General features: G+C 60.7%; 30 protein-coding genes and 1 tRNA gene. 17 read left to right on the top strand and 14 right to left on the bottom strand.

Annotated elements, in window-relative coordinates:
• Window positions 1-119: 119 nt before the first annotated feature.
• On the bottom strand, window positions 120-749 hold the full coding sequence (locus EWV35_RS02295; protein WP_129657752.1) for a LysE family translocator: 630 nt from the start codon (window positions 747-749) through the stop codon (window positions 120-122).
• 109 nt (window positions 750-858) lie between these two features.
• On the opposite strand from EWV35_RS02295, the gene EWV35_RS02290 reads away from it, so the two are divergent.
• From EWV35_RS02290 to EWV35_RS02285, 3 genes are all read left to right on the top strand, one after another.
• A complete protein-coding gene (locus EWV35_RS02290; protein WP_129657750.1) occupies window positions 859-1308 on the top strand; it encodes an Lrp/AsnC family transcriptional regulator in 450 nt (149 codons plus the stop codon).
• Window positions 1309-1345: 37 nt separating this feature from the next.
• Entirely contained in the window at window positions 1346-1471 is a 126-nt protein-coding gene (locus EWV35_RS13505) for a hypothetical protein (protein ID WP_274542935.1), read from the top strand.
• Between the two features lie 252 nt (window positions 1472-1723).
• Window positions 1724-1954 (top strand): hypothetical protein, encoded by a 231-nt coding sequence (locus EWV35_RS02285; protein WP_129657748.1) that lies wholly within the window; start codon window positions 1724-1726, stop codon window positions 1952-1954.
• A gap of 299 nt (window positions 1955-2253) precedes the next feature.
• On the opposite strand, the gene EWV35_RS02280 is transcribed toward EWV35_RS02285, so the two are convergent.
• The gene (locus tag EWV35_RS02280) at window positions 2254-3243 is read right to left on the bottom strand and encodes a helix-turn-helix transcriptional regulator (protein WP_165168288.1); all 990 of its coding nucleotides are present in this window, start codon (window positions 3241-3243) and stop codon (window positions 2254-2256) included.
• A 113-nt stretch (window positions 3244-3356) separates the two neighbouring features.
• On the opposite strand from EWV35_RS02280, the gene EWV35_RS02275 reads away from it, so the two are divergent.
• Complete coding sequence (locus tag EWV35_RS02275) at window positions 3357-3767, top strand: VOC family protein (RefSeq protein ID WP_129657744.1); 411 nt, start codon at window positions 3357-3359, stop codon at window positions 3765-3767.
• Window positions 3768-3835: 68 nt separating this feature from the next.
• On the opposite strand, the gene EWV35_RS02270 is transcribed toward EWV35_RS02275, so the two are convergent.
• Entirely contained in the window at window positions 3836-4270 is a 435-nt protein-coding gene (locus tag EWV35_RS02270; protein ID WP_129657742.1) for a hypothetical protein, read from the bottom strand.
• Window positions 4271-4379: 109 nt separating this feature from the next.
• Between EWV35_RS02270 and EWV35_RS13250 the strand changes: the two genes are divergently transcribed.
• Window positions 4380-4700 (top strand): hypothetical protein, encoded by a 321-nt coding sequence (locus EWV35_RS13250; protein WP_193554062.1) that lies wholly within the window; start codon window positions 4380-4382, stop codon window positions 4698-4700.
• Window positions 4701-4736: 36 nt separating this feature from the next.
• Here the strand turns inward: EWV35_RS13250 and ychF are convergent, their stop codons facing one another.
• Window positions 4737-5822, bottom strand: a complete 1086-nt coding sequence (gene ychF / locus EWV35_RS02260) for a redox-regulated ATPase YchF (protein WP_129657740.1) — start codon at window positions 5820-5822, stop codon at window positions 4737-4739.
• A 19-nt stretch (window positions 5823-5841) separates the two neighbouring features.
• Window positions 5842-6300, bottom strand: a complete 459-nt coding sequence (locus EWV35_RS02255; RefSeq protein ID WP_129657738.1) for an OsmC family protein — start codon at window positions 6298-6300, stop codon at window positions 5842-5844.
• Between the two features lie 99 nt (window positions 6301-6399).
• On the opposite strand from EWV35_RS02255, the gene EWV35_RS02250 reads away from it, so the two are divergent.
• The 5 genes from EWV35_RS02250 (at window position 6400) to EWV35_RS02230 (ending at window position 11156) form a co-directional block, all read left to right on the top strand.
• A complete protein-coding gene (locus EWV35_RS02250; protein WP_129657736.1) occupies window positions 6400-7329 on the top strand; it encodes an ABC transporter ATP-binding protein in 930 nt (309 codons plus the stop codon).
• Between the two features lie 14 nt (window positions 7330-7343).
• A complete protein-coding gene (locus EWV35_RS02245; protein WP_129657735.1) occupies window positions 7344-8108 on the top strand; it encodes an ABC transporter permease in 765 nt (254 codons plus the stop codon).
• Entirely contained in the window at window positions 8108-9235 is a 1128-nt protein-coding gene (locus EWV35_RS02240; RefSeq protein ID WP_165168286.1) for a sensor histidine kinase, read from the top strand. The genes EWV35_RS02245 and EWV35_RS02240 overlap by 1 nt, the downstream gene beginning before the upstream one ends.
• Window positions 9232-9843 (top strand): response regulator transcription factor, encoded by a 612-nt coding sequence (locus EWV35_RS02235; RefSeq protein WP_129657731.1) that lies wholly within the window; start codon window positions 9232-9234, stop codon window positions 9841-9843. Before EWV35_RS02240 ends, EWV35_RS02235 begins: the two co-directional genes overlap by 4 nt.
• A gap of 107 nt (window positions 9844-9950) precedes the next feature.
• A complete protein-coding gene (locus EWV35_RS02230; protein ID WP_129657729.1) occupies window positions 9951-11156 on the top strand; it encodes a DNA recombination protein RmuC in 1206 nt (401 codons plus the stop codon).
• Here the strand turns inward: EWV35_RS02230 and EWV35_RS02225 are convergent.
• Window positions 11153-12085, bottom strand: coding sequence for a hypothetical protein (locus EWV35_RS02225; RefSeq protein WP_129657727.1), 933 nt, complete (start codon window positions 12083-12085; stop codon window positions 11153-11155). The two genes, EWV35_RS02230 and EWV35_RS02225, sit on opposite strands and share 4 nt — an antisense overlap.
• 98 nt (window positions 12086-12183) lie before the next feature.
• Here EWV35_RS02225 and xseA point away from each other — a divergent pair, with 98 nt between their 5' ends.
• Together xseA and EWV35_RS02215 are read left to right on the top strand one after the other, a co-directional pair.
• Complete coding sequence (xseA, locus tag EWV35_RS02220) at window positions 12184-13521, top strand: exodeoxyribonuclease VII large subunit (RefSeq protein WP_129657725.1); 1338 nt, start codon at window positions 12184-12186, stop codon at window positions 13519-13521.
• A gap of 52 nt (window positions 13522-13573) precedes the next feature.
• Window positions 13574-13813 carry an exodeoxyribonuclease VII small subunit gene (locus EWV35_RS02215; protein ID WP_129657723.1) on the top strand — a complete coding sequence of 80 codons (240 nt, stop codon included), beginning with the start codon at window positions 13574-13576 and terminating at the stop codon, window positions 13811-13813.
• Between the two features lie 61 nt (window positions 13814-13874).
• On the opposite strand, the gene EWV35_RS02210 is transcribed toward EWV35_RS02215, so the two are convergent.
• The 3 genes from EWV35_RS02210 to EWV35_RS02200 all read right to left on the bottom strand — a co-directional run bounded on the left by EWV35_RS02210 (window position 13875) and on the right by EWV35_RS02200 (window position 16737).
• Window positions 13875-15095, bottom strand: coding sequence for a pyridoxal phosphate-dependent aminotransferase (locus tag EWV35_RS02210; protein ID WP_129657721.1), 1221 nt, complete (start codon window positions 15093-15095; stop codon window positions 13875-13877).
• A gap of 132 nt (window positions 15096-15227) precedes the next feature.
• Entirely contained in the window at window positions 15228-16259 is a 1032-nt protein-coding gene (locus EWV35_RS02205; protein WP_129657718.1) for an ABC transporter substrate-binding protein, read from the bottom strand.
• Between the two features lie 46 nt (window positions 16260-16305).
• Window positions 16306-16737 (bottom strand): NUDIX hydrolase, encoded by a 432-nt coding sequence (locus EWV35_RS02200; protein WP_238654042.1) that lies wholly within the window; start codon window positions 16735-16737, stop codon window positions 16306-16308.
• A 96-nt stretch (window positions 16738-16833) separates the two neighbouring features.
• On the opposite strand from EWV35_RS02200, the gene EWV35_RS02195 reads away from it, so the two are divergent.
• Entirely contained in the window at window positions 16834-17859 is a 1026-nt protein-coding gene (locus EWV35_RS02195; RefSeq protein ID WP_129657716.1) for a mechanosensitive ion channel family protein, read from the top strand.
• Here the strand turns inward: EWV35_RS02195 and EWV35_RS02190 are convergent.
• Window positions 17795-18697 carry a LysR family transcriptional regulator substrate-binding protein gene (locus EWV35_RS02190; protein ID WP_129657714.1) on the bottom strand — a complete coding sequence of 301 codons (903 nt, stop codon included), beginning with the start codon at window positions 18695-18697 and terminating at the stop codon, window positions 17795-17797. The two genes, EWV35_RS02195 and EWV35_RS02190, sit on opposite strands and share 65 nt — an antisense overlap.
• A gap of 90 nt (window positions 18698-18787) precedes the next feature.
• Here EWV35_RS02190 and EWV35_RS02185 point away from each other — a divergent pair.
• A tRNA-Ala gene (locus EWV35_RS02185) sits at window positions 18788-18860 on the top strand.
• 173 nt (window positions 18861-19033) lie between these two features.
• Here the strand turns inward: EWV35_RS02185 and EWV35_RS02180 are convergent.
• The 4 genes from EWV35_RS02180 to galU form a co-directional block, all read right to left on the bottom strand.
• The gene (locus EWV35_RS02180) at window positions 19034-19510 is read right to left on the bottom strand and encodes a DedA family protein (RefSeq protein WP_129657712.1); all 477 of its coding nucleotides are present in this window, start codon (window positions 19508-19510) and stop codon (window positions 19034-19036) included.
• A gap of 496 nt (window positions 19511-20006) precedes the next feature.
• Window positions 20007-21566, bottom strand: a complete 1560-nt coding sequence (locus tag EWV35_RS02175; protein ID WP_129657710.1) for a CYTH and CHAD domain-containing protein — start codon at window positions 21564-21566, stop codon at window positions 20007-20009.
• 133 nt (window positions 21567-21699) lie between these two features.
• Window positions 21700-22791: a hypothetical protein gene (locus tag EWV35_RS02170; protein ID WP_129657708.1), complete on the bottom strand. Its 1092-nt coding sequence runs from the start codon at window positions 22789-22791 to the stop codon at window positions 21700-21702.
• 173 nt (window positions 22792-22964) lie between these two features.
• Entirely contained in the window at window positions 22965-23879 is a 915-nt protein-coding gene (gene galU / locus EWV35_RS02165) for a UTP--glucose-1-phosphate uridylyltransferase GalU (RefSeq protein WP_129657706.1), read from the bottom strand.
• A gap of 201 nt (window positions 23880-24080) precedes the next feature.
• Between galU and EWV35_RS02160 the strand changes: the two genes are divergently transcribed.
• The 3 genes from EWV35_RS02160 (at window position 24081) to EWV35_RS02150 (ending at window position 25837) form a co-directional block, all read left to right on the top strand.
• Complete coding sequence (locus EWV35_RS02160) at window positions 24081-24713, top strand: 5-formyltetrahydrofolate cyclo-ligase (protein WP_129657704.1); 633 nt, start codon at window positions 24081-24083, stop codon at window positions 24711-24713.
• Window positions 24714-24754: 41 nt separating this feature from the next.
• Window positions 24755-25042, top strand: a complete 288-nt coding sequence (locus EWV35_RS02155) for an FmdB family zinc ribbon protein (RefSeq protein WP_129657702.1) — start codon at window positions 24755-24757, stop codon at window positions 25040-25042.
• A gap of 111 nt (window positions 25043-25153) precedes the next feature.
• On the top strand, window positions 25154-25837 hold the full coding sequence (locus EWV35_RS02150) for an SAF domain-containing protein (protein WP_129657700.1): 684 nt from the start codon (window positions 25154-25156) through the stop codon (window positions 25835-25837).
• Window positions 25838-25841: the final 4 nt, after the last annotated feature.

Below are 25841 nucleotides of genomic sequence, written 5' to 3'. Positions count from 1 at the left end.
CCGCTCGACCGCCCCTGCCGCTGCCTCACTGGTCGTCCCGGCGTATGCCCGACGACGTCAGCGCATACCGTGCCGACGAGGTACGGGATTGGACCCACGGCGGTACGGGCCCGCAGGTTTCAATGGGCGTTGCTCAGGCCCTTCTCCGCGAGCAGCGCGAGGCCGAGACCAATCATGACGGCCCCCGAAATGGCGCCGACGATCTTCGCGGCTTTGGGACGCCTCATGAGTACCACGGCGGCCCCGTAACCAACGGCGAAGTAGACGATCGCACAGTTGATGACGTGAATGAGACCCAAGACGGCCATCTGCGTGCCGATGGGCCACACCGCATTGTCCGAGGCGAACTGCGGGAGCAAGGTAAGAAAGAGCAGGAAGACCTTCGGATTGAGCAAGCTGATGCCAATGCCTTTGACGAAAAGTCTCCCGCCCCCAGCCGGAGCAGTCTCCCCAGCTTGCGCCGGGGCCACAGGGTGACGTAGCGCACTGATTCCCAGCCAGACGAGATAGACGGCCCCGGCGAGGGTGAGAACCGTCATCGCGATATCAGATGCGGCGAAGACCGCGGCGACTCCGGCCGCGACGACGAGTGTGGCTGTAAGGTGTCCGACAAGCATCCCCATCACTGCCGGGAGAACGTCTGAGCGGCGCTTGACCCCCGAGGCGATCGCATATGCCCAGTCCACGCCGGGGACGACCACGAATAGCATCGACACGCCCCAGAACGCGGCCATCAATCCAGCGTCCATTGACAATTCCTCCCGATCTCGAAACGGTAAAGCAATTTTATTCGCGCAAGGGCACAATGTGCTTCGCTTCTACTTGCGAACGGGGCGTGGATTGCGGAGTATATTTCTTATGGATGCACTTGACCGGGAGATTCTCTCACTCCTTCAGCGGGATGGCCGAGCAACGATGACGGATGTAGCCTCAAAGGTCGGGTTGAGCCTGTCGGCCTGCCACCGACGCTTTCGCGACTTGGAGGCCTCCGGGGTGATTCGTGGATTCGGCGTCGACCTCGACCTGGACCTTCTGGGGTTGCCGTTTGAGGCGCTCGTCTTCGTGACGATGAAGGCCGGGGACGCCCCGGCGGTCGTGGCCTTCGAAGAAGCCGTCGCTGCCCTCCCCAATGTCATCCAGGCGCACCGCCTATTCGGCGAACCTGATTATCAGCTCTACATTGCCGCGAAATCGAAACAGGACTACCAAGAATTTTACGATCAGGAGTTGAGTCAATTGCCCGGCGTCCAACGACTGACGTCGACACTAGTCATGAAGACCGTGGTCGCTCGCCACGCCGCGATATGAGCTACCGCCATGGAAGAAACGGCCAAACGAAAAGCCTTTGAACGTCACTGTTTTCGGCACGCCCGGATCCACCGGCCGACTCACCGTCGCCGACTTGCTCGACCGCGTCCGGGTCCTCGTCGGCGAGATGTCTGATGCGGCCGCAATCGGCACCTCCGCCTAAAGCACAGTCGCGGTCGTGAGCGCACTCGGTCCGAGCATGGACCGCAAGACCGCGGAACTACCACTCGTAACATTCTGGACGATATGGCAATCCACGGCGTGCGACGGTTCATGGGGCAGGCCCCTCCGTCGGTGTTGCACCCGTACACAGTCCGGACGGCCTTGAGCATGCCGATCTCGCCATGCTTCGGGACAGTCGCCAACGGAATCGTCGTGGAAGTCGGCCATCGGGGCCCGCCCACAGGGCGTGTACATGACGTCGAAGTCAGCAAGCGAAAAGTCATCGGATTCGCTGCGGTTCCAGGCTATCCGCCCTTCCCTGGGGTGCAATCGCTTCATCGGAAGTTTGGCCAAGTTCTCGACGACCCCGCCTTTCGGCGACAAGCGTGAACTTGTCGACGAGGCTGTCGCCCGGTACCTGGCGGGCCCGAGGTCGGCGACCCGCGCGGGGATCGGAAAGAACGGGCCCCGCGATATTCTGTAAGCGATCTTCGAGCGCACGGTAGCCGAGTATTCAGGCAATGCGCACCCGGTGGAGGTTTCGCGAACAGTGAGCCTCTGCTTGTAGGCGAACGTGCTCATAACCGCACGATAACGACCCAAATGATGCAAGAGGCTTCCAGACAACGAACATGAAAAAGGCTCGTTAGAGGCCCTGGCCGCATTTACACAAGTCGTACTTGCTGGGTTATCCGTCTACGCACGTGACGGAGCGAACGAATTTCAAGCGCAGTGCGTTGCCGACATCGCCGTGCAAGTCATTCCGTCTTGACCGAATCAAGATCAGGCCAAGTTGTCGCCGGCCGCATGCTGCATCCTCGTCGCTACGGCTCTCACCCGGTCTCGGAGTTCGTCGGGGCGTTCGATCACGACCTCGCTGTCGAGTGCCGCGATGACGGGCGGTAGCCAGTCGAGGTTCTCGGCATGGATCTCGGCTCGGTACCAAGCCGGTTCGTTTTCGGCCTCTTGGCCCGGCGTATCGTCCAGCCTCTCCAGGCGAGCCACGCTGAGCGGCAGATGCGCCCGGATGCGAGCCTCCGTCTGTCGAATGCGCAACTCGACATGCCACCGGTAGTCCGCACTGGCAAAGGACTCGAGGAGGTGACCTTCCGTGTCGAACTGCTGAGGCGGTGCAAAGGTTCCACGAGCCGATCGGACCGACCGAATACGGTCCACCCGGAAAGTGCGTTCATCTTGCTTGTCCGTGTCGAATGCGAGGAAATACCACCGGTTTGCGTGCGCGACCAGGGCATGAGGGCGGATCGTGCGCCACGACAGGTTCCCTTCGGCGCTGAGGTATCGCAGGTCGAGGGCGTGTCCTCGGTCCACGGCCTCCGCCAGAGTCAGCATGACGGCTGGGTCGGGTGTCGCTCCCCCGCTCTGGGACGATCTCGTCATCACCCCGAGCAGCGTGTCAATCCGCTTCGCATCGGCGGTCGGCATCGCTCGTTTGATCTTGGACAGGGCCGTCTGCCCGGCAATCCCCGGTTCGGGTGATGCTGCCTGCGCATTGGCAAGCCCGAGGAAGACCGCGACTACTTCTTCCCTGCTGAACATAAGAGGGAGAACGCGCCGGCCGGGGGCCAACCGGTATCCGCCGTACCGCCCTCGTAACGTCTCGACCGGCACCCCCAGATCGTACAGACGCGCCACATCTCTGCGAACCGTCCGTTCGTCAACGCCAAGACGTTCTGCCAGCTCGGAAACAGTGCGCAGCTGCGCGGATTGGAGTAGTTCGAGCATGTGCAAGGCTCGCGCTGTTGGGCCGACCATGACACCCATCATTCCTCAAATACCGGACAGGTATCGCCCGGTAGAGGTATTAGCGTCAAGTCCGTGGCCGGGTTCGTAGGTCACTTTCCGATTCACCTCAGGAGGAAACTGCAATGCAATTGGCAGCCACCCGCATCATCACCGACGACGTCGACGCGCTCGTAGCGTTCTACGAAACAACCACTGGAATCACCGCCGACCGGCTTCACCCGATGTTTGCTGAGCTCCGCACTCCGACCGGCACGCTGGCCATCGCCAGCACTGCCACGGTTCCGCTACTCGGGGACAATGCCGCCGAGGCTCGCGCGAACCGCAGCATCACCTTGGACTTCCTTGTCGACGACGTCGACGCAACCTACAGGAGACTTCAGGGTCTCGTCGAAGTATTCGTCAATCAACCGACGGACATGCCCTGGGGCAATCGCTCCCTGCTCGTCAGGGATCCCGACGGCAACCTGCTCAATTTCTTCACACCGATCGGCAAGGCTTCCCAGTCCCGATTCGCAACCGAGACTCACGAGTAGAACCTTGAAGTGCAGGAGGCCGCAGGAGCCTGCTCACCCCCAGTCATCGAGCACCCCGTTCCCGACGATTACTCGTCCATGAACACTCCTCCGGCCTCCGCCGCTATCGCGGAGCCGTAGGCTGCTGCAGGCGTGAATGCTCCGTGCGGCCTGTCCCCAGAAGTGGTCCTGGCAACGATCGCCGCCAGGATCGCGGGCGTGTAGTCCATGGCGTCGTCGGCGCGTAGCCAACCTTGCCGTCGCGCGCCGTCCGGCCAGGTGACGACAGCATGCCCCCAAGTATGCGGTCGCGGGGCCGAAGCATCCTTTGTCTTGGATGCGGCCATCAACCGGATCACGAGCCTCCGCACCGCCGGGAGCTTGACCAGGCGGCCAACCAACGGCAGGAATGGCCGCAGCACAGGTGAGGTCGGGGCGACAGCGGAGGTGAAATCAACGTTCGGCGCTGCACTGGCGTTACGGGCGGCGAGCAATTCCCCCGTGGGCACCGCGGCAGAGGCCACGGTGGTCCCATCCGGCAGCGCGTGCCGCTGCAGGTTTGACCCGAGCCGGACAGGGACGAGCCTGCCTTCGCGGTAGCTCAGTCCACCGGTACTGAGTACTTCCGCGGAGGTGTGCAGGAAAGCTCTTCACCACGGCGGGCAGCAGCTTGCTGCGTCCACCACCAAGGCGGCCAGCGAGGAACTGGACAAGCGTGAGCTGGCCGAACGTGCGGCTCCAGTCCGTGGGGGCGGCGTCGAGGTCAGGATGTCGTCCGAGCTTCGGCGAGAACGTGTGGATACGATCGAAGAGTCGCCCGCGAACAACGTGCGCAAGAATCTAGGAGACAACGTGTTCTTCAACGCGCGGACAAATATCTGTCGGGCCGGCGGCCGTAGAACATCAATCAGCACGCTCGCAAGCCGGTCTGATCAGTCGTTCGCCAATTACTAGCCAGGATTATGGAAACATAGGCTCGGCCAGAGGCATTTAGACGTTGAAGCGGAACTCCACCACGTCCCCATCCTGCATCACGTAGTCCTTGCCTTCCATCCGGACCTTGCCGGCGGATTTGGCTTCGGCCATCGAGCCCAACGAGTCCAGGTCCTCGAAAGAGACGATTTCCGCCTTGATGAATCCGCGCTCGAAGTCCGTGTGGATCACGCCGGCGGCCTGGGGTGCGGTGTCGCCCTTGTTGATCGTCCAGGCGCGGGATTCCTTCGGACCGGCCGTCAGGTAGGTCTGCAGGCCCAACGTGTGGAAACCGGTCCGGGCCAGCTTGTCCAGGCCGGACTCGTCCTGTCCCGACATCTCTAGCATCTCGCGGCCCTCGTCCTCGTCCAGTTCGACGATGTCCGCCTCAAGTTTGGCGTCCAGGAACACGGCTTCGGCAGGAGCAACCAGATCGCGCAGCTCCTGCTGGCGTTCCTCGGATTGAAGGACACCGTCGTCGCAGTTGAAGACGTAGATGAACGGCTTTGCGGTCAACAGGTTCAGCTCACGCAAGTAAGCCGTCTCCAGCTTGGCACCGGGGGCCCCACGGAAAATCGTCTCCCCCGCTTCCAGAATCTTCTGGGCCTCCTTGTACGCCTCGAGCTGGGCGGCGTCACCCTTCTTGATCTTGACCTGCTTCTCCAGACGCGGAATCGCGTTCTCGAGAGTCTGCAGATCGGCCAGGATGAGTTCGGTATTAATCGTCTCCATATCGGATGCGGGGTCGATCTTGCCATCCACATGCACGACGTCCGGGTCGTCGAAAGCGCGCACAACCTGCGCAATCGCGTGGGCTTCACGGATATTCGCGAGGAACTGATTACCCAGACCCTCACCCTCCGAAGCGCCCTTCACGATTCCGGCGATATCCACGAAGGACACCGTCGCGGGCAGAATCCGTTCGGAGGAGAAGATCTCGGCGAGGCGATCCAGCCGGGGATCCGGCAGATTCACCACGCCCACATTCGGCTCGATCGTCGCGAACGGGTAGTTCGCGGCGACGACGGTGCTACGGGTCAGTGCATTGAAGAGGGTCGACTTGCCCACATTGGGCAGCCCCACGATTCCGATAGTTAAAGCCACAATGACTTACCTTACCGGCCTAGTCCTCAACCCGCATACTGACGTGCGTCTCATGCTCAACCGTTCGCGAAACCGTGCAGTCCTTGGTGCGTGCCAACTCGACCAGACGCGGCACCATGGAGGCCGCTTTCTCCCCGACCTCACCTTCCGGGAACTTCACGGTGAAAGCCAGCTCGACGTCGCGCAACCGGCTTCCGCCTTCATCGTCCTTGTACTTGATCCCGCTCGAGACAACACGGAATTCCTCGGGCTCCGCCCTGCGGGAGGTGACCACGTCGACGTCGACCGCTGAGCACCCGGCAATCGCGGCCAGAAGAAGCTCGACCGGGCTCATGAGCCCTTCGCCTTGTCCGAATTCGACCGAGTCGCCCGAGGAGTTCGTCGCACGATATCGGGTCTTGCCGAGCCTCTGGACCTCGACGGAACGGTAGCCGGGATCCTGCTCGCGGGTTGTCTGTTCTTCCGTGTTCTCACTCATGTGCTCATCCTGCCCCATCCGAAAGCCCTGACAAACGTCATGGTCAATTCGTGACATCACGTATGCGTACCGGCTCCCGGGGACGCGGACCCTTGAAACATGGAAGACAAGGTCATCGAGGCCCAGGGCCTCATTAAGAGTTTCAGGGACGGGTCGGGGCGAGGGTTCAATGCCGTCGACGGAATCGACGTCGAAATCGGAGCCGGTGAGATCATCGGCCTGTTGGGGCCCAACGGGGCCGGGAAGTCCACTCTGATCGATATGATCCTTGGTCTGACCAGGCCGTCCTCGGGATCCGTCAGAATCTTCGGGGAGACTCCGCACGCCGCGATCGCCCGGGGGCGGATCGGCGCGGTCCTCCAAACCGGAGGATTGCTGCCCACTCTGACGGTCAAGGACACCCTCAGAATGATCGCCGCAACTCACCAGAGCCCACTGCCGCTGGAAGCAGCCTTGGAACAGGCGGACCTGACGCACCTGGCCAATCGAAAAGTCGTCAAATGTTCCGGCGGCGAACAACAGCGCATACGATTCGCCTTGGCCATCCTCTCCTCCCCGGACCTGCTGATTCTGGACGAGCCGACCAGCGGCATGGACGCGACCGCTCGGCACAACTTCTGGGAATCCATGAAGGACCAGGCGCGCAGGGGCAGGACCATCCTCTTCGCGACGCATTACATCGAAGAGGCTCAGAACTTCGCCCGACGAATCATCATGGTGGGCGAGGGCCGCATACTCGTCGACGGATCGACCGATGAGGTACGCGACTACGCCGCACCGCGTCAGGTCACAGCGATACTGCCCGACGACGTCGAGGCCTCGTCTCTGCCCGATGTCCGGTCGGTCTCGACCGACGGCGACCGAACCACCATGACCACGGGCCTCTCGGATGAACTCGCCCGTTATCTGCTGACATGCACCGGAGCCCGCGACATCACGATCTCCTCCGGCTCCCTGGAAGATGCATTTCTCGCGCTGACTTCGGATCGGACGGTCGAGACTCCGTCCCGTTCCGGGCGCGCCAACTGACCGGAGGCTACCCCATGAATATCGCAACCTACACCTTGATCGACCTTCGACGAACCCTCGCGGATCGTTCCGGGGTCATCTTCTCCGTCATCCTGCCCGTGGTCTTCTACCTCCTGTTCGGCGCCATGCAGGACTATTCGGACGCCCCCATGAACCACGGCAACATTGCCGCATACATCATGATCGGGATGGCCGCCTACGGAGGTCTCGTCGCGGCCAGCTCGACCACGGGCAGCGTCGTCGTGGAACAGTCGACCGGCTGGGGCCGCCAATTGGCTTTGACGCCGCTGAGCACTTCGGCCATGCTCGTGTCGAAAAGCATCATCATCCTGGTGCGGGCCGCCCTGCCCGTAGCAGCCGTGAATATCACGGGTCTTTTCACCAATGCCGACATGCCTGTGAGTGAATGGATCGCCTCAGCCTTGCTCACCGTAGTGGTGACCCTCCCGTTCGGCTTCTACGGCATGATGTTCGGGTTGGTCTTCCGCTCCGAATCAGCCGTCTCGATTTCGAGCACCGCCCTGGTCATTCTGGCCTTCATTGGAAACGCGTTCTCGCCGCTGCCAGAGTTCCTCATGGGACTGGCACGATTCACGCCCCTTTACGGGGCCACATCGTTGGCACGCTATCCTCTGAGTGAAGGTATCCAGGCGATCAGCGACGGAAGTGGGACCGTGACCGACCCACTGTGGTACGCCGTGGTCAATGTCGTCGGATGGACGCTGATTTTCGCGGCAGTTTGTGTCGTCCTGAGTCAGCGGCAGAAGGGACGCAACTGATGCGAAGCAAACCCCAGTTCCGGCCCCTCCGGGCCGTGCAGGCCGGGGTGTGGCTTGTGTTCGTGTCCTTCACCGTCATATCACTGCTCTACCAGCAACACTCGGCGCTCGGCCTCGGAGCCGGCTTGGCTCTGATCGCCCTGTTCTGCGTGGTTTACACGGCAGGTTTCGGCTACACGGAACTTCTCGCGGAGAACCGTTACCGCTTGTACTGGTGCTGGATCGCACTGCTGATGCTCATCGTGGCCGCTCTGTCCCTGTTCCTCGGCTTCGGAGTCGTAAACCTGACAACCTTTTTCGCGGCGGCCTTGCTCTTCGTTCTGCCTCCTCGTCTCGGAGTCGCCTGTCTCTGCTTCCTGATGGCCGCGACGAACTTGGTCGTTCTCATGTTTGCGGACCAAAGCGGCTTTCCCTATGTGCTGAGCGGCACGCTCCTCGGGCCGGTCATTGTCCTGGTCGTCGCGCTGGCCACTCACAGGGAAAAGGTGGCTAACAGACTTCGTCAGGACCTGGCGGTGTCCACGGAGCGCGAGAGCGTTGCCCGGGACGTTCACGACCTTCTCGGTCACTCGTTGACCGTGATCAACTTGAAGTCGGAGGTCGCGGCCAAGACGATGGAGTCGGACCCCGCGAAAGCACGAGAGGAAGTGCTTGAGATCGCGCGCCTGTCACGCGTGGCGTTGGCCGATGTACGCTCCACCGTCACGCGTCTACGGAGCCCGGATTTCGGCGGGGAGGTCGACGCCGCCCGCAAGGCCCTGACTACTGCGGGCATCGCAGCGCATCTGCCGGATACACAGGCAGCCCGCGAGGTCTCTGGCGTCAATGCCTCACTGTTTTCTTGGGCCGTTCGGGAGGCTGTGACCAACGTGGTGCGCCACTCGGGAGCCTCGCGATGCACCGTGCTCCTCACGCCCGAGAAGGTGCAGATCACGGACAACGGAAGAGGCATCAGCTCGAGCTACGGCAACGGACTCACAGGTCTGCGCGAACGGGCTGAACAGGCCGGAGGCGCGCTCATCATCGAGTCCTTGGTGTCCAGTGAGGGCCTCCTCGACGGCGAAATGCCCGGAACCAGAGTCCTGATCACTATGAATGGCGACCGTTCACCTCTGGAGATTCCATGACCCCCATCCGAGTCCTGATTGCGGACGACCAAGATCTCGTCCGGGGCGCCCTTGCGGTCCTACTGAATTCCGAGCCGGATATAGAGGTTGTGGCGGAGGTCGGGCGAGGAGACAGCGTGCTCGACTCCGTCCGGAACGGAGCGGTCGACGTGGCGCTACTCGATATCGAGATGCCCGGCGGGACGGGGATCGACGCGGCCGAGGAGTTACGGAAAGCCGGCGTGGATTGCGAGGTCATCATCGTGACGACCTTCGGCCGACCGGGCTACTTGAAACGGGCTCTGACCGCGGGTGTCAAAGGGTTCATCGTCAAGGACACTCCCCCGGCGCAACTAGCCGAGGCAGTTCGTCGGGTGAACGCCGGGCTGCGCGTCATCGACCCTTCGCTAGCCCAGGAGTCCCTCTTCAGCCCGGAGAATCCTCTGACCGAACGTGAGATCGAAGTGTGCCGGGCCGCTCGGAGCGGCTCCGGCGTCAAAGACATAGCATCGGTTCTGAGCCTGTCGAACGGAACAGTCCGCAATCACCTATCATCCGTGATCCGGAAGACGAATGCGAGCAACCGGTTCGAGGCGGTGTATCAGGCGCAGCTCAACGGATGGCTCTGAAGCCACGCGTGCCGGCAGGATACCAACGGGCTGAGGTGGCCAGTCCGTGCAGGTTCGCACACCTGTCATTTCCTTAAGTTGTCAGTAGGCACTGGCAGAGTAGAAACATGACCGCACTTCCCCTTGTACTCTCAGCGTTATTGGCTCTCGTGATCGGAGGGGTGCTCGGGTTCGTGCTGGGCGCCCGTTCACGGACTTCAGGAGAAGATCTCTCCGAAGAGAACACCCGGTTGAGAAATGATCTGTCCGCCGCAGTGGAGGGCAAGGAACTGTTGGCCCAACGTGTGGAGAGTCTTGAGGAACGCGCACGCACGGACCAGGACGTCTTGCGGGCACTCGCGCCGGTCAAGAACCAGTTGGCGACGGTCGAGCAGCAGGTGCGTCAGATGGAACGCGAGCGCGCGGACCAATTCGGCTCCGTCAGGGAAGCGTTGGAGGTCTCACGTCGAGGCCAGGATGAACTGCGGGAATCCACACATCATTTGTCGAGTGCACTGCGTTCCACTACGGCCAGAGGGACATGGGGAGAGACGCAGCTTCGTCGTGTCGTCGAAGCGGCAGGGATGGAACGCCACGTGTCCTATTCGGAGCAGGTCGTTTCCGAAGTCCAGGACGAGACGGGGAAGATTCGACGCCTCCGCCCGGACATGGTGGTGACTCTTCCGGGAGGCAAAGAGTTGGTCCTGGATTCTAAGGCTCCGTTGGATGCATATCTCGAGTCCCAGGAAGCCATCGAGGAAGCGGAAAAGGCGGCATGGGAAAGCAAACATGCAAAAGCAGTGCGTTCGCACGTGGACGCTTTGGCATCCAAACGGTATTGGGATGCTCGTGAGACGTCCCCGGAAATCGTGCTGTGTTTTCTGCCCATGGAATCTGCGTTGTCGGCCGCCTTGCGTGCCGACTCAGGCTTGTTGGACTATGCCTCGTCCCGCGGTGTAGCGCTGGTTTCCCCGGTCTCCTTGTTGGCTTCCCTCAAAGCGGTAGCGCTCTCGTGGCGGCAAGAAGCCGTCTCACAGAATGCCCGTGATCTGCTGGCCTTGTCACGCCAACTGTACGAGAGGCTCTCCAGCGTTGGCGGGCATCTGCAGAGCATGGGGCGTGCCCTGAGCCGTAGCGTCGAGTCCTACAATGCGATGCTCGGCTCGATGGAATCACGGGTATTCGTGACGGCCAGAAAAATCAACGAAATGGATCCCACGGCTCCGTCGGATGAGCGACTCGAGGCCGGACCCGTGGACGTCTCGCCGAAGCCCCTGACCGCCCCCGAGTTCCAAGACCTTCGCCCAGGAGCCAACGACCCGTCCGACCACTAGAACGTATGCGACGTATTGCCTTGTCGCGAGGACGTCAGAGTGTGACCGATGACAAGTACGAGAGCAATGCCCAGCCCCACGCCCAAGCTGGTCAGCGCCCAGGTCTGCACGTTGGCTGTGATCGCTTCCCCGAAATGCTGAGCGATGAGCCCCTCGGTGCCCTGAACAGCGTCCATCTGAGTGGTGAACCGGGCCGACAGAACCGTCATCGCCAACCACGTGACCAGGCCAGTGCCGGCCGAGGCCAGGGCCAGAAAAAGTGTTTTGGATCGGGGCGCCAGAAGAGCCGCGAGAAGTGCCACGACCAGGGCCGCCGCGCCCAGGGCGGGAGAAACGGCGGACAGAGACTGCGCACGGTGCAGGAACTTCGCCATAGGCGCGTCGCTCCCATCCTGGGGAGCGCCTTCCAATTCGACGCGGTGTGAACCCTCGTCAAGGCCCAAGTCCAGGTGGACAGTGCTCTGCACCCGATCGTTGAAAGCCTGGTATAGCGGCCCTGTATCCACCACCAACGCCGATGACGAGGGATCGTCGAAGTTGGCGGAATAGGTTGAGGAGGCCATCTCCTTCCACGTTTCCCGGAAGTCTTTCGAGTCGACGGCGCCGGCGACCGTGGACTGTACCAGGTTCGACGCGCGATCCTTGGCCCAACTCTGAATTCCTGCAAAAGTCCCGCTCCCGGACCCGTCCCCCAAATATTGGTTCACTTTGTCGGAACCCATGATGTCTTGTGTAACGTCGTCCGCAAGCTGCGAACGGAACTGCTCATCCTGAACCACGCTGTTGGCGCTCGACACGAAGTGGGCTTCATCGCTCACCGTAAATTGGAACCAAATCAGAAGCAGGGTCAGGGCAGCCAGGCACACGGAAAGTAGGGCAGCTATGGACGCGAATACCCAACGGAGCGTTTGTGACGGGGAGCTGGACATAAGGCAACCGTAATCGCTCGGCACAATTCACGCTGTATCTTCGTCCACAATGCGGCCGGGATCCTTATTCTGTCGGTCAGGCCTGGTAGTCATTAACCATGAGCAACTCGCCATCCTCAGATCAGCCAGATCTCACCGAAGCAGGGTCGGGCGCAGCCGAGCAAACGCAGAGGCCGCCCCTGCCGAACCTCGCGCGAGACACAACCCCGGAGAACCCGTGGCCATTGCACTTGCTCTCTGCCAAGATGAACCAATACATCGCCCGGTGCGATCCCATTTGGGTCGAGGGACAGATCATCGAGCTCAAGAAGCGCGCGCGCGTCACCTACTTGACCCTGCGAGACCTTGAAGAAGAAATCTCCGTACCCGTGAGCCTGTTCCCCAAGGAGACCGCCCGGATTGAGGGCGACTTGGAACACGGTATGCGGGTCGTTGTCCGCCTCAAACCGGATTTCTGGAAGAAAACCGGCCGGCTCTCCATGCTGGGCAGCGGAATACGGCAGGTCGGCCTCGGAGACATGCTCGAGCGTATCGAACGCCTCCGCCGGAAACTCCAAGCAGAGGGCCTGTTCGATGCGGCGCTGAAGAAACCCTTGCCGGTGCTTCCACAGAAGATTGGGCTGATCACAGGCCGTGATTCGGATGCCGAGAAAGACGTCATCCGCAACGCTCGGTTGCGGTGGCCCGGCGCCCAATTCGAAGTCAGAGAAGTCGCTGTTCAGGGTGTCAACTCGCTGTCCCAGGTCACGGCGGCACTCGGCGAACTCGACGAAGACGCATCCGTGGACGTGATCGTGATCGCCCGAGGCGGAGGCGCTTTGGAAGATCTGCTGCCTTTCAGCGAAGAAGCGATGATTCGCGCCGTAGCGCAGGCGAACACACCGGTGGTCTCGGCGATTGGACACGAGGCCGATCAGCCACTTCTCGATTACGTTGCTGACTGGCGTGCGTCGACTCCCACGGACGCAGGCAAAACCGTCGTACCGGATGTCGAGGAAGAACGATTGCGCATCGGTCAGGCGCGAGCCACGACCGAGCGTGTGGTCAGGCTCTACATCGATCGTGAGTCCAACGGTTTGGCCCAGTACAGATCCCGGCCGGTCCTAGCACACCCCGAAACCATGCTCATGGCTCGAGAAGAAGAGACCGATGCGGCAAGGGCGCGTGTATTGCGCGCCGTCACAGTCTCGTTGGACCGCCACCAAGAATCCGTCGCTCATCTGCGGTCCCGGGTAAGGTCCCTTTCCCCTCAGAAAACGCTGGACAGAGGATACGCCGTCGTTCAGAGCCGAGACGGGTCCGTCGTACAAGATGCCCGAACCCTGGAGCCCGGAATCCCCGTGGAGGTTCGTGTCGCTGCGGGAGGATTTGAAGCCACCGTGGACAAGGTCCGCGACGACGATCCCAGGGACCAGCCGGGCCGAAGCAGGACATAACAACCCGACCATTGAAGAATGCGAACAGACCGGAATCTCGCAAAGGAGCCCCATGCCACAAGAAGACTACGCCCCCGTTGAAGAGCTCAGCTACGAACAAGCTCGAGAAGAATTGATGGGGATCGTATCCAAGCTCGAGTCCGGCGCCTCAAGCCTCGAAGAATCCCTCTCCTTGTGGGAGCGCGGGGAAGCACTCGCGCAACGGTGTGAAGAATGGTTGGACGGTGCGAAGAAGAGGTTGGACGCGGCGAAAGAACGCCGCGCCCAATCGGATCAGGAGCCTCCCCAATAACGCTTCCTGGCATGGAGGCCACGGTGCAAATGCCGGAAGTCCTCCAGGACCAAGACTCACGTCAGTTCTGGTGGTACCCGCTCAGGAATTCCCCGATACGGTCCAAGGCTGTGTCTAGTGTCTGGACGTCCGGCAGGGTGACCAAACGGAAGTGATCCGGTGCTTTCCAGTTGAAGGCGGTGCCGTGGCTGACCAGAATTTTCTGTTCCTTCAGAAGATCCAGGGCGAAGCGCTCGTCGTCCACGATCCCGAATTTCTCTGCGTCAAGCTTCGGGAACAAATAAAGTGCGCCCTTCGCCTGCTGGCATGACACGCCGTCGATGCTATTGAGCTTCCTGTGCGCGATGTCCCGCTGTTCACGCAACCGGCCCCCGGGCAGGATCAAATCGTTGATCGATTGATAACCACCCAGGGCTGTCTGAATCGCATGTTGGGCAGGAACATTCGCGCACATACGCATGTTGGCGAGGAGTTTGATTCCCTCCACGTAGTCGCTGGCTTTCCACATCGGTCCCGTGATCGCCAACCATCCGGCTCGGTACCCTGCCACGCGATAAGCCTTGGACAGACCGGAGAACGTCAGGCACAGGGCGTCCTCGCCGGCCAGGGTAGCGGTGTTGATCATTTCCGCGTCGTCGTAGGTGATCTTCTCGTATATCTCGTCGGAGAAGAGGATAAGGTCGTGTTCCTTGGCGAGGTCCACGATCTGCTGAAGGGTTTCCTTGGAATACACCGCCCCGGTCGGGTTATTGGGGTTGATGATCACGATGCCCTTGGTGTGAGGAGTGATCTTCGACGCGATATCTTCGATATCCGGATTCCAGCCGTCTTCTTCGGAGCACTGGTAATGGACGGGTGTACCACCGGAGAGGGCCACAGACGCCGTCCACAGAGGATAATCCGGGGTGGGGACGAGGATTTCGTCGCCTCGATTGCACAAGGCTTGGAGGGACAAAGTGATCATTTCCGAGACGCCATTGCCGATGTACACGTCGTCGGTGTCAAGGTTCCGGATCCCTCGTGTCTGGTAGTACTGGACGACAGCAGTTCTCGCCGAATAGATTCCTCGTGAGTCCGAATACCCCTGGGCTTCAGGCAGGTGACGGATCATATCCATCATGACCGCGTCCGGCGCTTCGAAACCGAATGGTGCGGGGTTGCCAATGTTCAGGCGAAGGATGCGATGTCCTTGCGCCTCCATTTTCTGGGCTTCCTCGAGTACCGGGCCTCGGATGTCGTAAAGGACGTTATTCAGCTTTGTTGACTGCCGGAATTGTGCCATGTGATTTAGCGTACCCTCCATCTGAGCGTGAACAGTTTTATGTCACGATCGCCTTCGCGAAGGTTTCAGATTAGCTCACTGGCCACCGTCCGGCGCCACAACCGCAACGTGTTTTCACCGCATTACAGGTCCTCAGGAGTCATTTTCCTTGAGCCAGAATCGGGCCGCATCCTTTGCTGAGATCGGGCGGTCACCCGTCGTGAGCCTGTTGAGGAATTCCAAGTCACCGGTCCCCAATTTGCCGGAAAGGTCGTTGATCGCGTTCTTCGCCGGGGACGGCAGCTCCTTCGAACGAGCCACAGGAACGACTTGTTGCGCGATGAAATTGGCCTTCGGATCTTCCAGAACCACATAGCCGTTGTCCTTGACGGCTGCGGAGGCGGTGAACAGATCGGCGACGCCGACGCTTCCGTCAGCCAGCTGACCCGAGAGCTTCTCCTGGTCATCTTCCTCTTGGTAGCTACCGGGCTCGCACCCATAGAGGCTTTGGAGCCCTTTGCTGCCGTAAGCCTTGTCTTTGAAACCACTGGGCACCCCGAACTTCAGTTCCTTGCAGTGGGCCGCGAGATCATCGATCGTGGAAAGTTTGTATTTGGCCGCAGTGATCTGATTGACCACCAGAGCGTCCTTGTTCTCAGCAGTGGCGGTGTTGAACGTTGTCACCCCTTCGGGCAGAACCTTGGGCAACGTCGAGGAAATATCGCTGCTGGACATTCCGTGAATATTGAAGGCCGGACTCGGGGTGGGCGTCGTCGACGGTGTCATGCTTGCGCGGGGGTCGTTCGCGTCGCTCTCGCTGGCCGTCGGAGTGGCGGTAGCCTGCGGATTCTTGGCGCCCCCGTCGGTTAGATCGAGCAGTAGATTTCCCGAGTAATCGGGGGTGACGTCGACAGAATTCTCGTCTCCCCTGGCCATCTGGTTCACGTAGTCGGTGCGGCTGTCCGGAGAGTCGACCACCTCAGTCTTGTACCCGGCGTGCGACAGAACCCCCGCATAGAGGTAGGCAACCACTTCGGATTCGTGTGATATGCCTTTCCCGATGCGAATGGTCCGGAAGTCTGATGCCGATGGGTCGGGGTCAGCCTCACCTGCACCTGAGCAACCACTCAGCACGACGGCGACGGACGTCAACAACGCAATGACCGGCAGCATCCAACGCTTCACAGCAATCTCCTCGTGGCACTAGGGGTGGGGCAGGCTCTCACTGTCCTCAATAGGCCAGTCCGTACTTTTTGGCCGCAACTTCGACCAAGGATACTTTTCGGATCTTGGGAAGATCCCCGAGCGGGACCCACGCGACATCGTCCGTCGATCCGCCGACGTCGGTCACTTCCGCCTTCCCGCCCGTGATGATCGCACGGTACAGGATGCGCAAACTATGGAAGGGGCGCTCACGGCCATCGTCGTAATACTTGCTGTCCACCCCGAGGATCCCGTCAAGCTGGATGTCGTACCCGCTTTCCTCGTATGCCTCGCGGATAACAGCCTCTTCGGCCGTCTCTCCGATTTCCAGACCGCCGCCGGGAAGCGTCCATCCGGCCCTTTCAGGGTGCCGCTCCCCCGTCCAGTGGGTCAAAAGAATTTTGCCTTGTTCAATGATGACCGCATAAGCGGCGGGTCGTGTGTCCATCTCAAGAGCCATGAATTCAATCTTAGTTCCACATGAGAACGTGCACGTTCAGCGTGTACCGAGTTGATATTTGGCGCTGTCTCAACGTGCTCTCCTAAAATTGAACTTATGAAACTCACAGCCGAGAATTCCGGCAACCTCCTCACGGACGTCTCAAGCCTGGACTTCTGGCTCGATCACCCGCTGCGAATCGTCCTGATCTTTTTGATCGCCGTGTTGATCAACTTGGTCGCAAGGACCGTGATTCACAAGGTCACGGACAGTATTTCGCGGGGCACGAAAGCCAGGGTCGTGGCCAAGAAGAACAGCAACGGCCCACAGGAATGGGTCGAGGACGCCGTCACGGCCCGTCAGAGACAATCCCAACGGGCCAAGACCGTGGGATCCGTTTTGCGTTCCGTCGCGACCATCGGCATCTGGACGATCGCCGTACTGATGATCATTTCGGAACTCGGATTCAACATCGCTCCGGTGATCGCAAGTGCGGGAATCGCCGGTGTTGCCTTGTCCTTCGGCGCCCAATCGCTCGTCAAGGACTACTTGGCCGGCGTCTCGATCGTGGCCGAAGACCAGCTCGGTATCGGGGACGTCGTCGATTTGGGCGAGGCCAGCGGAACCGTCGAGTCAGTAGGGCTGCGCGTGACGCAGGTGCGCGACGTCGAGGGCACCCTGTGGCACGTCCGTAACGGTGAGATCCTCCGCGTGGGCAACCAATCCCAAGGTTGGGCTCGCACCATCGTGGATGTCCCCGTCCCCTACAACTGCGATATCGAACGCGTCACCAGTTTCCTGCTCGATGCCGCAGAGCGAGTCAAGAACGAGACCGAAGTCGGCCACTCGATTCGCGGCAAACCCGAAGTATGGGGTGTTGAGGAGATGACCGGCGAGTACCTGACCATGCGAATCGCGATTCGCACGGCTCCTCTTCAGCAGTGGGACGTCGCTCGCGTCCTTCGCGTCTACGTCAAACAGGCTTTGGACCACAATGGTCTGCACATTCCGCTGCTGAATCAGTCGGTGATTCACGGAACGCAAAGCATCCCGATCGTCTCGGCGCGGTCAAACGGAGCTACTTCTTCTTCCCCCGCGACTTCGAGCGAGCACTCTTCGCCGAGCGAGCCTTCGAAGAACTAGCTCCTCCGGACGATGACGCCCGGCCCGGTTTCTTTCGAACCGGTGCCGGGCCTTCTGCGCCTCGCCCGGATACTCGTTGATCAGCCTTCGTCTCCGATGCACCGCGGGAGCTCGAGGCTTTACGACCCCTCGTGATCCCTACGAATTCCTGGAGGGCGTTTTCGTCTTCGTCGCTGCGCGAGCCATCGACGTCCTTGTGCCATGCGAGCGCAACCGATCGTCTCGGCATGTCTTCGACAATCCGGTACGTCAGGTCCTTGCGATGGTGGTGCCGCGCAACGGACATCGGTACGATCAACAGACCCAAGCCGGCAGCAACCAGTTCGACCGCATCCCCCGTGTCGCGCATACTCGGCAATTTTCGCGGGCTGGTATTCCACTTTTCGTTGCTGACCGCCGCCCACTCCGGAATGTCTTCGGGTTCTTGCAGCATGAATTCCTCGGCGAGCTCCTCGAGCGGAACTTCGTCGAAAATGGTCAGGACATGGTCGACCGGCATCACCACCACGGGCTTCTCTTCGTAGAGGTGAACCGCATGAAAACGGGTTTTGTCCAGACATTCCGGCTCTGTCTCGGTACGCACCAGAACCATATGGGCGTTTCCCGAAACGAGTGCACGCAAGCCGGCCCCTTCCCCCAGGGCAAGTCTTTCAAGGGGCGTCGATCGACCGAACCTCTCATCCCATCGGGCGAACCATTTTCCCGGCATGACCCCCGGCACAAACCCCACCGTCAGTCCCTCACTGGGCGGGCCGACCGGCGCCTCCCGGGCCGTAGGCGCGGGCGTGTGAGGGGCGTCGTCGTGCTGGGGGGAATCCTCGAAGGGCGAGTCGCTCATGGTGCTAACTTATCAGCGCCTTTCATCCCTCCGAAGACCGTTTTCGAGTTGTGCACGAGCGCGCTCGGGAGTACGGTAGAGGGGTTGCTCGGGGCTATAGCTCAGTTGGTAGAGCGTTTCGTTCGCAATGAAAAGGTCAGGGGTTCGATTCCCCTTAGCTCCACGTCGACACACCGGCAAAACCCCGTTCCGTGAATTCACGGAACGGGGTTTTGCCGTTTCCGAAAGCCTGCTGCTCGCAGGATGCCACGCATCGGTCCGTTGGGCGAACGGAAGCATGCCTTCACGGTGCCAGTGCAGTCCGGAGACGACGCGCGCCCACAGGAAGTCAGGGGTCTATAGCTCCGACGTCCGGCTCGATCGGACGCGTCGCGGCCAGTACTTGATCGCGACGATCGCCACGATCACGAGGAGGATCGCGAGGCCCGCGAGCCACGGCCGCTGGAGCCAGGCCCACACCACTGCCATGCCCACCGTGCCGTAGATGGTCCCCCAAATGAGGGTTCCAACGAGCATCGCGGGTACCCACCGAGGCAGAGGCATGCGCGTGAAGCCCGTGACGCCGATGACAGCGGTCTGGAACCCGACCGTCAGAAAACAGGCTGGGACGGCCAGGACTCCCCAGCGGTTAACAAATGCTTCGGCATGCCTGTACAGAGGCGTTTCGAAGGCTGCCCTTAATCTTCCCGCCCGCCGGCCTCCGGCCGCGGCAGCCCTGCCGACCCCGTATACGAGTGATGTGCGGACGACGCCGACAGCCCAAAAGAAAAGGATCGCAATCCCGAGGTCCAGGCTTTCGATCCATTCATGCATATCGTCTAGCTTACCGAAGATTCCGCGGCTCATCAGGTTCGATGGGCCACACTCGGGGTCGAGGCCCATGAGTTGCAAGGCTCGCGGCGGGGTCGCCCGCCCGAACCCCAAGGCCCTCGGCTGTGACCTTCACCATTTTTACAACGCGCTCCAACGGAGAATCCGCTGCTGGACAGGGTCATATGCAACTTAGGGACAGCACGTCAACAAGAAAATGCAGGCAATCCTAAATCAGGGGTAGCGGACCCTCAGAGCATTAGGTAATGTTTTTATTACCAAATAGCCGGGAGGCAGACCTGGGACGGTCGCTTTCGAGCGGACTTACAGCGGTCGGCGCCTCCAGTGAGTGAAGACCTTCTTCCTGTGTGTGATGCAAAGAGTGGGCCTCGGGGAATCCCGGGGCCCACTCGTCATTAATACTGATTCTGGGAGGCCCGAGGGCCATGTGCGACAGCAGTACGCTGCGCAGCAACCGCTCACGCCCCGCGTCGAAGGCTCAATTGATGTGCCGCACCTTCACGATCCCCTTGGCCAGGGCTTGCTTCAACCGAGTGTCGATCTCTCCCGCGAGGAGCCCCACAGCGTATCGATCGAGGTCCCTGCGTTGGAAAACCCGTGCCGCCCGTTCCAGCCACTCTCTCGTGGCATTCAGATCCAGAATTTCGCCGAGTTGGGATTGGATCTTCTTCGACCGTTTTCTCTCCGAGGTGGCCTGTTTGACCCGTTTCTTCGGCACCGCTGACTCGGCCGAAAGAGACTCGATTGCGTACCGCAACGATTTCGCAGCCTTTCGTACATCGTGAAGATTCTCCAGGACCTCACCGGTCATCGGGTCATCCAGCTCCCGAACCCGTCCGCTTCGTTTGTACAACCGGTCGCTCAGGGTATCGAGCATCCTTGTGACGACTTTTTTCGATCCCCACCCGGAGGCGACGTCGTTGAGACGGGGCTGCCGAGCGAACTCCCTCAGGTCTTTCATCAGGGCGAGGTGTTCCGCGGATGACAGCCGGCTCTTCGCTGCCCGGAGAGCCGCCTCTTCGTCCTCATCGAGCAATGCGCTCAGCTGCTGGTGAGCCACTGTGGTCAGACGGTTCCACCCATCTTGGGCACTCAGGATTTCGCGCACGACTTCGAGGTCACGCGCATCGCTCAGTGCCACACCGGTAGTCTTGATCCCGTCGGCCAGGGACTTTTCGGCATCCCTGTCGATGACCCCCCGCAGCCCCCTCAGCACGCTCCGTATGCCCCGAAATCTGATCCGAAGTTGATGTACCGAATCACTGACACCGACTCGAACGCCGAGGTCAAGTGCGGGGACATCGTCGAGGAACTCGTGAATGACGGCGGAAATCAGGGATTGCGAGCCGCTGAGATGGGGTCCGCCCGCACCCTCCCGACAATTCCGGGAAGCCGTGATGCCGGCATCGGCGTCGAACTCGGGGTCCTGCCCGAGCGCACGGGAAATCTTGGCCACGGAACTCGACGACGTTGCGCCGATCCGTTCGAGAACCTCCTCGACCTCTTCGAAGACTTCAGCCTGTGCCTCCGGTGAAAGGCCCTCGGCCAGAAGTTCGACTTCCCATTCCCGCCAGGCCCTCTGGATTCCTGTCGCGTAGTCGGTCGAGCGTACGGAATCGTCGCACAGCTCCGCGATCTCCTGGCCGTCCCGGTCTCGAAGAATCGTGCGTTCGCGACGGGTTGCCAATCGTGCGGTGGGGTTCAGGTTCTCCCCCACGGTGATTCCTGACAAAACGTCCTTGACCGCAGCGGGCATGGCGTTTTCGTCTTTGAGAAGCCCGAAATGAACTTCTTGGCGCCCTTCCCCCAGTACGAACTTGATGTGCCAGCCTTCATCGTGGCCACCACGACGCCGGCGCAGGACGACCTTTTCGCGGGCCAGATCGCGAGAATCCGTATCGAAGTATGTTGCGTCGAGCTCTTGGATCTGCGGCTCCGCCTCGGCAGTGAGCCGTTGCAGGCCACTCAGGTCAGGCGTGAGGCCGCCATCGGCCGGAGCTTCGTATTTGCGTTCAATTTCTAGGTGCGTTGTACTCATGGTCCTCGATGCTCTTGGTTCGTTGGCGCCCTATCCCGGACGCAGGAGTGGCTCGCGAATACCGGAAGCAGTTCAGGGAGATCACACAGCCCGCCGGGTTCCCGACGGGCTGTGAAAATGAGATGGTCCGCGGTCAGGCTCGCCTGCGAGAGAGCACGTCGTCCAGGTTGAGAACTGAGTCGCCCTTCTTGGCTGCTTCCGCCAGGGTCGAAGACGTTGATTTCGGCTCCGTCGGGACTTCCACAGGGCTGGGAGCCTCGCGGCGTGCCGCGGGGGCATCTACGTAGGTCGGCTTGGGCAATTCGACCGGAGACCACTGACTGGTCGCCGGGGTGAAAGCCACCGGTTTGCCTGCGGCTACGCGCCGGGCTTGTTCGCGCAGGGATTCAATGTCCAATCCGGGCTCCTCAACGTTCGGAACCTCCTGGGCTCCGGACATGCCGGGCCCGGCGGACGGCGCATCATAGGTCACGGTCTCGACCGAACCCACGCCTGCAACGGGGGCCTGCGTTTCTGCCAAAGAACTTTCGTTGTCGTACACGCCCTGAGACTGCTTGACGACGGGGCCCTCTCCCGCGAGAGGCTCGTCGGCCGTAGTCAGGTAGCCGCCATCGACGACCCATTCGTCGGAGCGGTCGTCTTCCTCGGACGAATCCAGGTCCCGAGATGCATTCTGAGAGGTTGCACGACCGGGACCCATGAGACCTCGATCCGAAAGCGCCAAGTATCGAAGGCTGCCGAAGGCACCTAGCCCCACGATCAGAAGGAAGACCGGCAAGGGCCAGGCGATAGCAGTGAAGGGAGCAAGAATTCCCGTGACCAACCCGAATACGAGGGCAATCAGGCCGATAACAGCCGTGACAGTTCGTGCTGTACGGATTCGGGGCTTGGCTGATTCCGTAGCTGATCCGTACGCGGTCGACCTCGGGGGACGGGGAACGCGTACTCCCTCGTGCCGTTTCTCTTCCTCGTAGACTACGGAGGTTTCCGTGGGCGCCCCGGAGGAGACGCGTGGGGACTGGTTACTGTTCATGTCATTCCTTTGACGCAGTAGCACGTGGTCCCGGGGGAAGGCGGGTTCTGTGTTTTCCATGATATCGGTAGCCATGACTTGAGCGACCACCGAAGGCCGACGACGTCGATCGATGCTGCGCACCGACCACGCGACGAGGATGAAAGCGACGATCAGCAGAATGCTGGAAGCCGAAACCCATGAAAAAGACACGCTTGTAGTTTATCTCTCTTGTGGCGTACACCAACTCTCTGCGTCCTGGCGTGTCACCTGATAAATCCCTGCATTTCACCGACGCAATCCGAGACAGCTCCGGAATGCGATGAATGCGGGGTCCCCTCGCGGGGCCCCGCATTCACGGATACGTTGACTTTGCGATCAACGCATCATTCGGAAGGCAACGTTTGTACGAATTCTTTGAGCCACGACCGAAGGCCGGGGCCCAAATCTTCGCGCTCGGCCGCCAAAATCACATTTGCCTTCAGATAAGAGAGTTTGTCTCCGGTGTCGAAGCGACGACCGTTGAAGACAACCCCGTACACGCCTTCGCCTTCCCCGGTGCCCTGGCCGAGCGTTTCGAGCGCATCGGTCAGTTGAATTTCATCACCACGTCCGGGAGGGGTTTCCTCGAGAACGTCGAAGACATGCGGGTGCAGAACATAACGACCGATGATCGCCAGGTTGGAAGGCGCATCCTCCGGTTTGGGCTTCTCGACCATACCCGTGACCTTGACGTAATCCTGCCCCTCGACGGGCTCCACCGCGGCACAGCCATACGCGCTGATCTGGTCCTGCGGAACCTCCATGAGGGCCACAACGCTGCCGCCGGTTTCCTCTTGGGCCTGGATCATGCGCACGAGCAGATCCTCTTGCTCATCGATCAAATCGTCGCCCAGCAACACGGCAAAGGGCGAGTTCCCAACGTGTGTCTTCGCGCGAAGAACAGCGTGGCCGAGCCCCTTCGGATCACCCTGACGAAGGTAGTGCAACTCGCCGAGTGCGGTGGCCTGCTGAACCGATTTGAGGAGATCGTCTTTGCCCGAAGCGGCGAGTGAAGCCTCCAAATCGGGGATGCGGTCAAAGTGATCTTCCAAGGCTCGCTTGGAACGGCCGGTGATCATGAGGATGTCATCGAGACCCGCGGACACGGCCTCTTGAACCACATATTGGATGGCCGGACGGTCGACGACCGGCAGCATCTCCTTGGGGCTGGCTTTGGTGGCCGGCAGGAACCGAGTACCCAGTCCTGCGGCCGGGATCACAGCCTTGGTGACTGGTTTCTGTGAATGATTTTCGGACATACCTATCAGAATAGCTGAGGATCTGGGAAAAACCTTGGGTTTATCAAGGTTGCTTCATAGCCTCCCCTTTGTCTGTCATACGCCGTACAACTCCGCGGCGAGTCTCCTCATTCCGATTCGCTTTCCCCGTAAACCGAATGTTGGGAGATGGGCTACGGTAGAAACTCCTGAGTCATTGCACCCGAGGCCGGAGGATCGAGGATGGACGCCGACAAGCTCGTCCGGGCCAAATCGAAGCTTCGAAAACAGTTACTCGCGGCGCGCGTCAACCGGCGTGAACGGGACAGCGAGGATGTACAGCGCCAACTTGTGGCGGACTCCTGGCGAATTGCACTTTTGGATTACGTGATCGAAACCGTCCCGATCAAAGGCACGGTATGTGCTTTCCTACCGACCGCGACCGAGCCCCCGATCCTGCCCGCTCTCAGAGCAATACACGAATCCGGGAGGACGGTTCTGGCGCCCATCTCGCGACCGGGCAGGATCCTTGACTGGGCACGCTGGACGCCGCAGACCCCGGTCGAGATCAGCCGATTCGGAATCCAGGAACCGGTTGGCCCTCGCCTCGGAACGGAAGCCTTTGGTCATGCCGATCTTCGACTCGTACCGGCGCTGGCGGTCGATGCTCGAGGCGTGCGGCTCGGCTACGGAGGCGGATTTTACGATACCGCTCTCGGGGCCGCGGCAAAGGGCCCGCACGGCGCCGCCAACATCGGCATTTGTTTTGCCGACGAACTTCTGGAGGCCGGAGGCGTGCCTTCGGAATCGCACGATGCGCGGTTGCTGCAGGTCTGCACCGAGGAAGGATTCACGAGAATTCGTCGGTCGCCGTAAAATGGGTTCGCCGCATCCCACCGATTCAGAGGAGACTCTTCATGCCCGTTTACGCGTATGTGTGCAAGAACTGCCAGCATGCATTCGACATTCGTCAGGCTTTCACGGACGACGCGTTGAAAGAGTGCCCCGAGTGCCATGTGAGCGCGCTGCGAAAGAAGTTCAACACGGTTGGGGTGAGCTTCAAAGGAAGCGGCTTCTACAGCACTGATTCCAAGTCTTCGTCCAATTCTTCAGGGTCTGGAGCCTCCGCCGGGGACTCGTCCTCCGACTCTTCCTCGTCGTCGGCTTCGGCGTCAACGACGACATCCTCCGGTCACGACTCCTAAGTTTTCCACACCTGATTTTTCCGGTTCAGACGCAGGACGGGTTGTACCCAAAAGGCGGTTTCTGGTCCAGGGCCGAAGGGTCAAGGTTGGGGACTCTGCAACCGTTGGACTATGCGTATTTTCAGGCATCGGGCCACGCGTCGCGGGTTCCACAGGACCGTTCCGATCAGCGTCCGCATCCGCTCCCGGATCAGCCGCCGGGCGCGCTTTCTGGGGGTCGTTTTACTGATCGGGTCCGCCATGGCCGGCGTGTTGTTGAAGCCTTCGATACAGGGCTCGGGCGCTGAGGTTGTGGTCGCAAAACGCGCTCTTCCAGCGGGACACAGGATTGCGGAGGCTGACCTCGATTCGATTGAGGTCTTTGGGGCCTGGGCCGATTCTGTGCCAGAGGACAGCACGCGAATTGATTCTCTGATCGGTTCCAGGCTCGCAGTGCCGGTTGATCTCGGCCAACAGATTACGGCCTCGATGACGGTCTCCGCTCAGCTCATCCAAAGGCTGCCAGAGGGAATGGTCGCCATAGGTCTGCGAGTACGAGACCCGGATTCTTTGAAGCTCATAGGACAGTCGGCACCCGTGCACCTGTTCGTGGCCGGAAGCCATGGGGAGCAGGTCAAGGCAGAGGGGTTGCTGATATTGGCCCCGGAAAATTCACGGAATTCACATCTTCTCCCGAATTCGGACTCGGATTCCGGAGGGAACTTGGCGTTCTTTGCCGTAGAGCCCTCCACCGCAGAGCAGTTGGCGGGATTGAATAGTGAGGCTGTCGTCGTGGCCAGAAAAACCGACGCGTGATCCG

Origin of the sequence: Rothia uropygialis (assembly GCF_004137765.1) — a bacterium.
In the GTDB taxonomy this organism is placed as follows: Bacteria; Actinomycetota; Actinomycetes; order Actinomycetales; family Micrococcaceae; genus Rothia.
The sequence above is the reverse complement of the archived record's forward strand: the minus strand, read 5'-3'. Positions and strand labels throughout refer to the sequence as shown.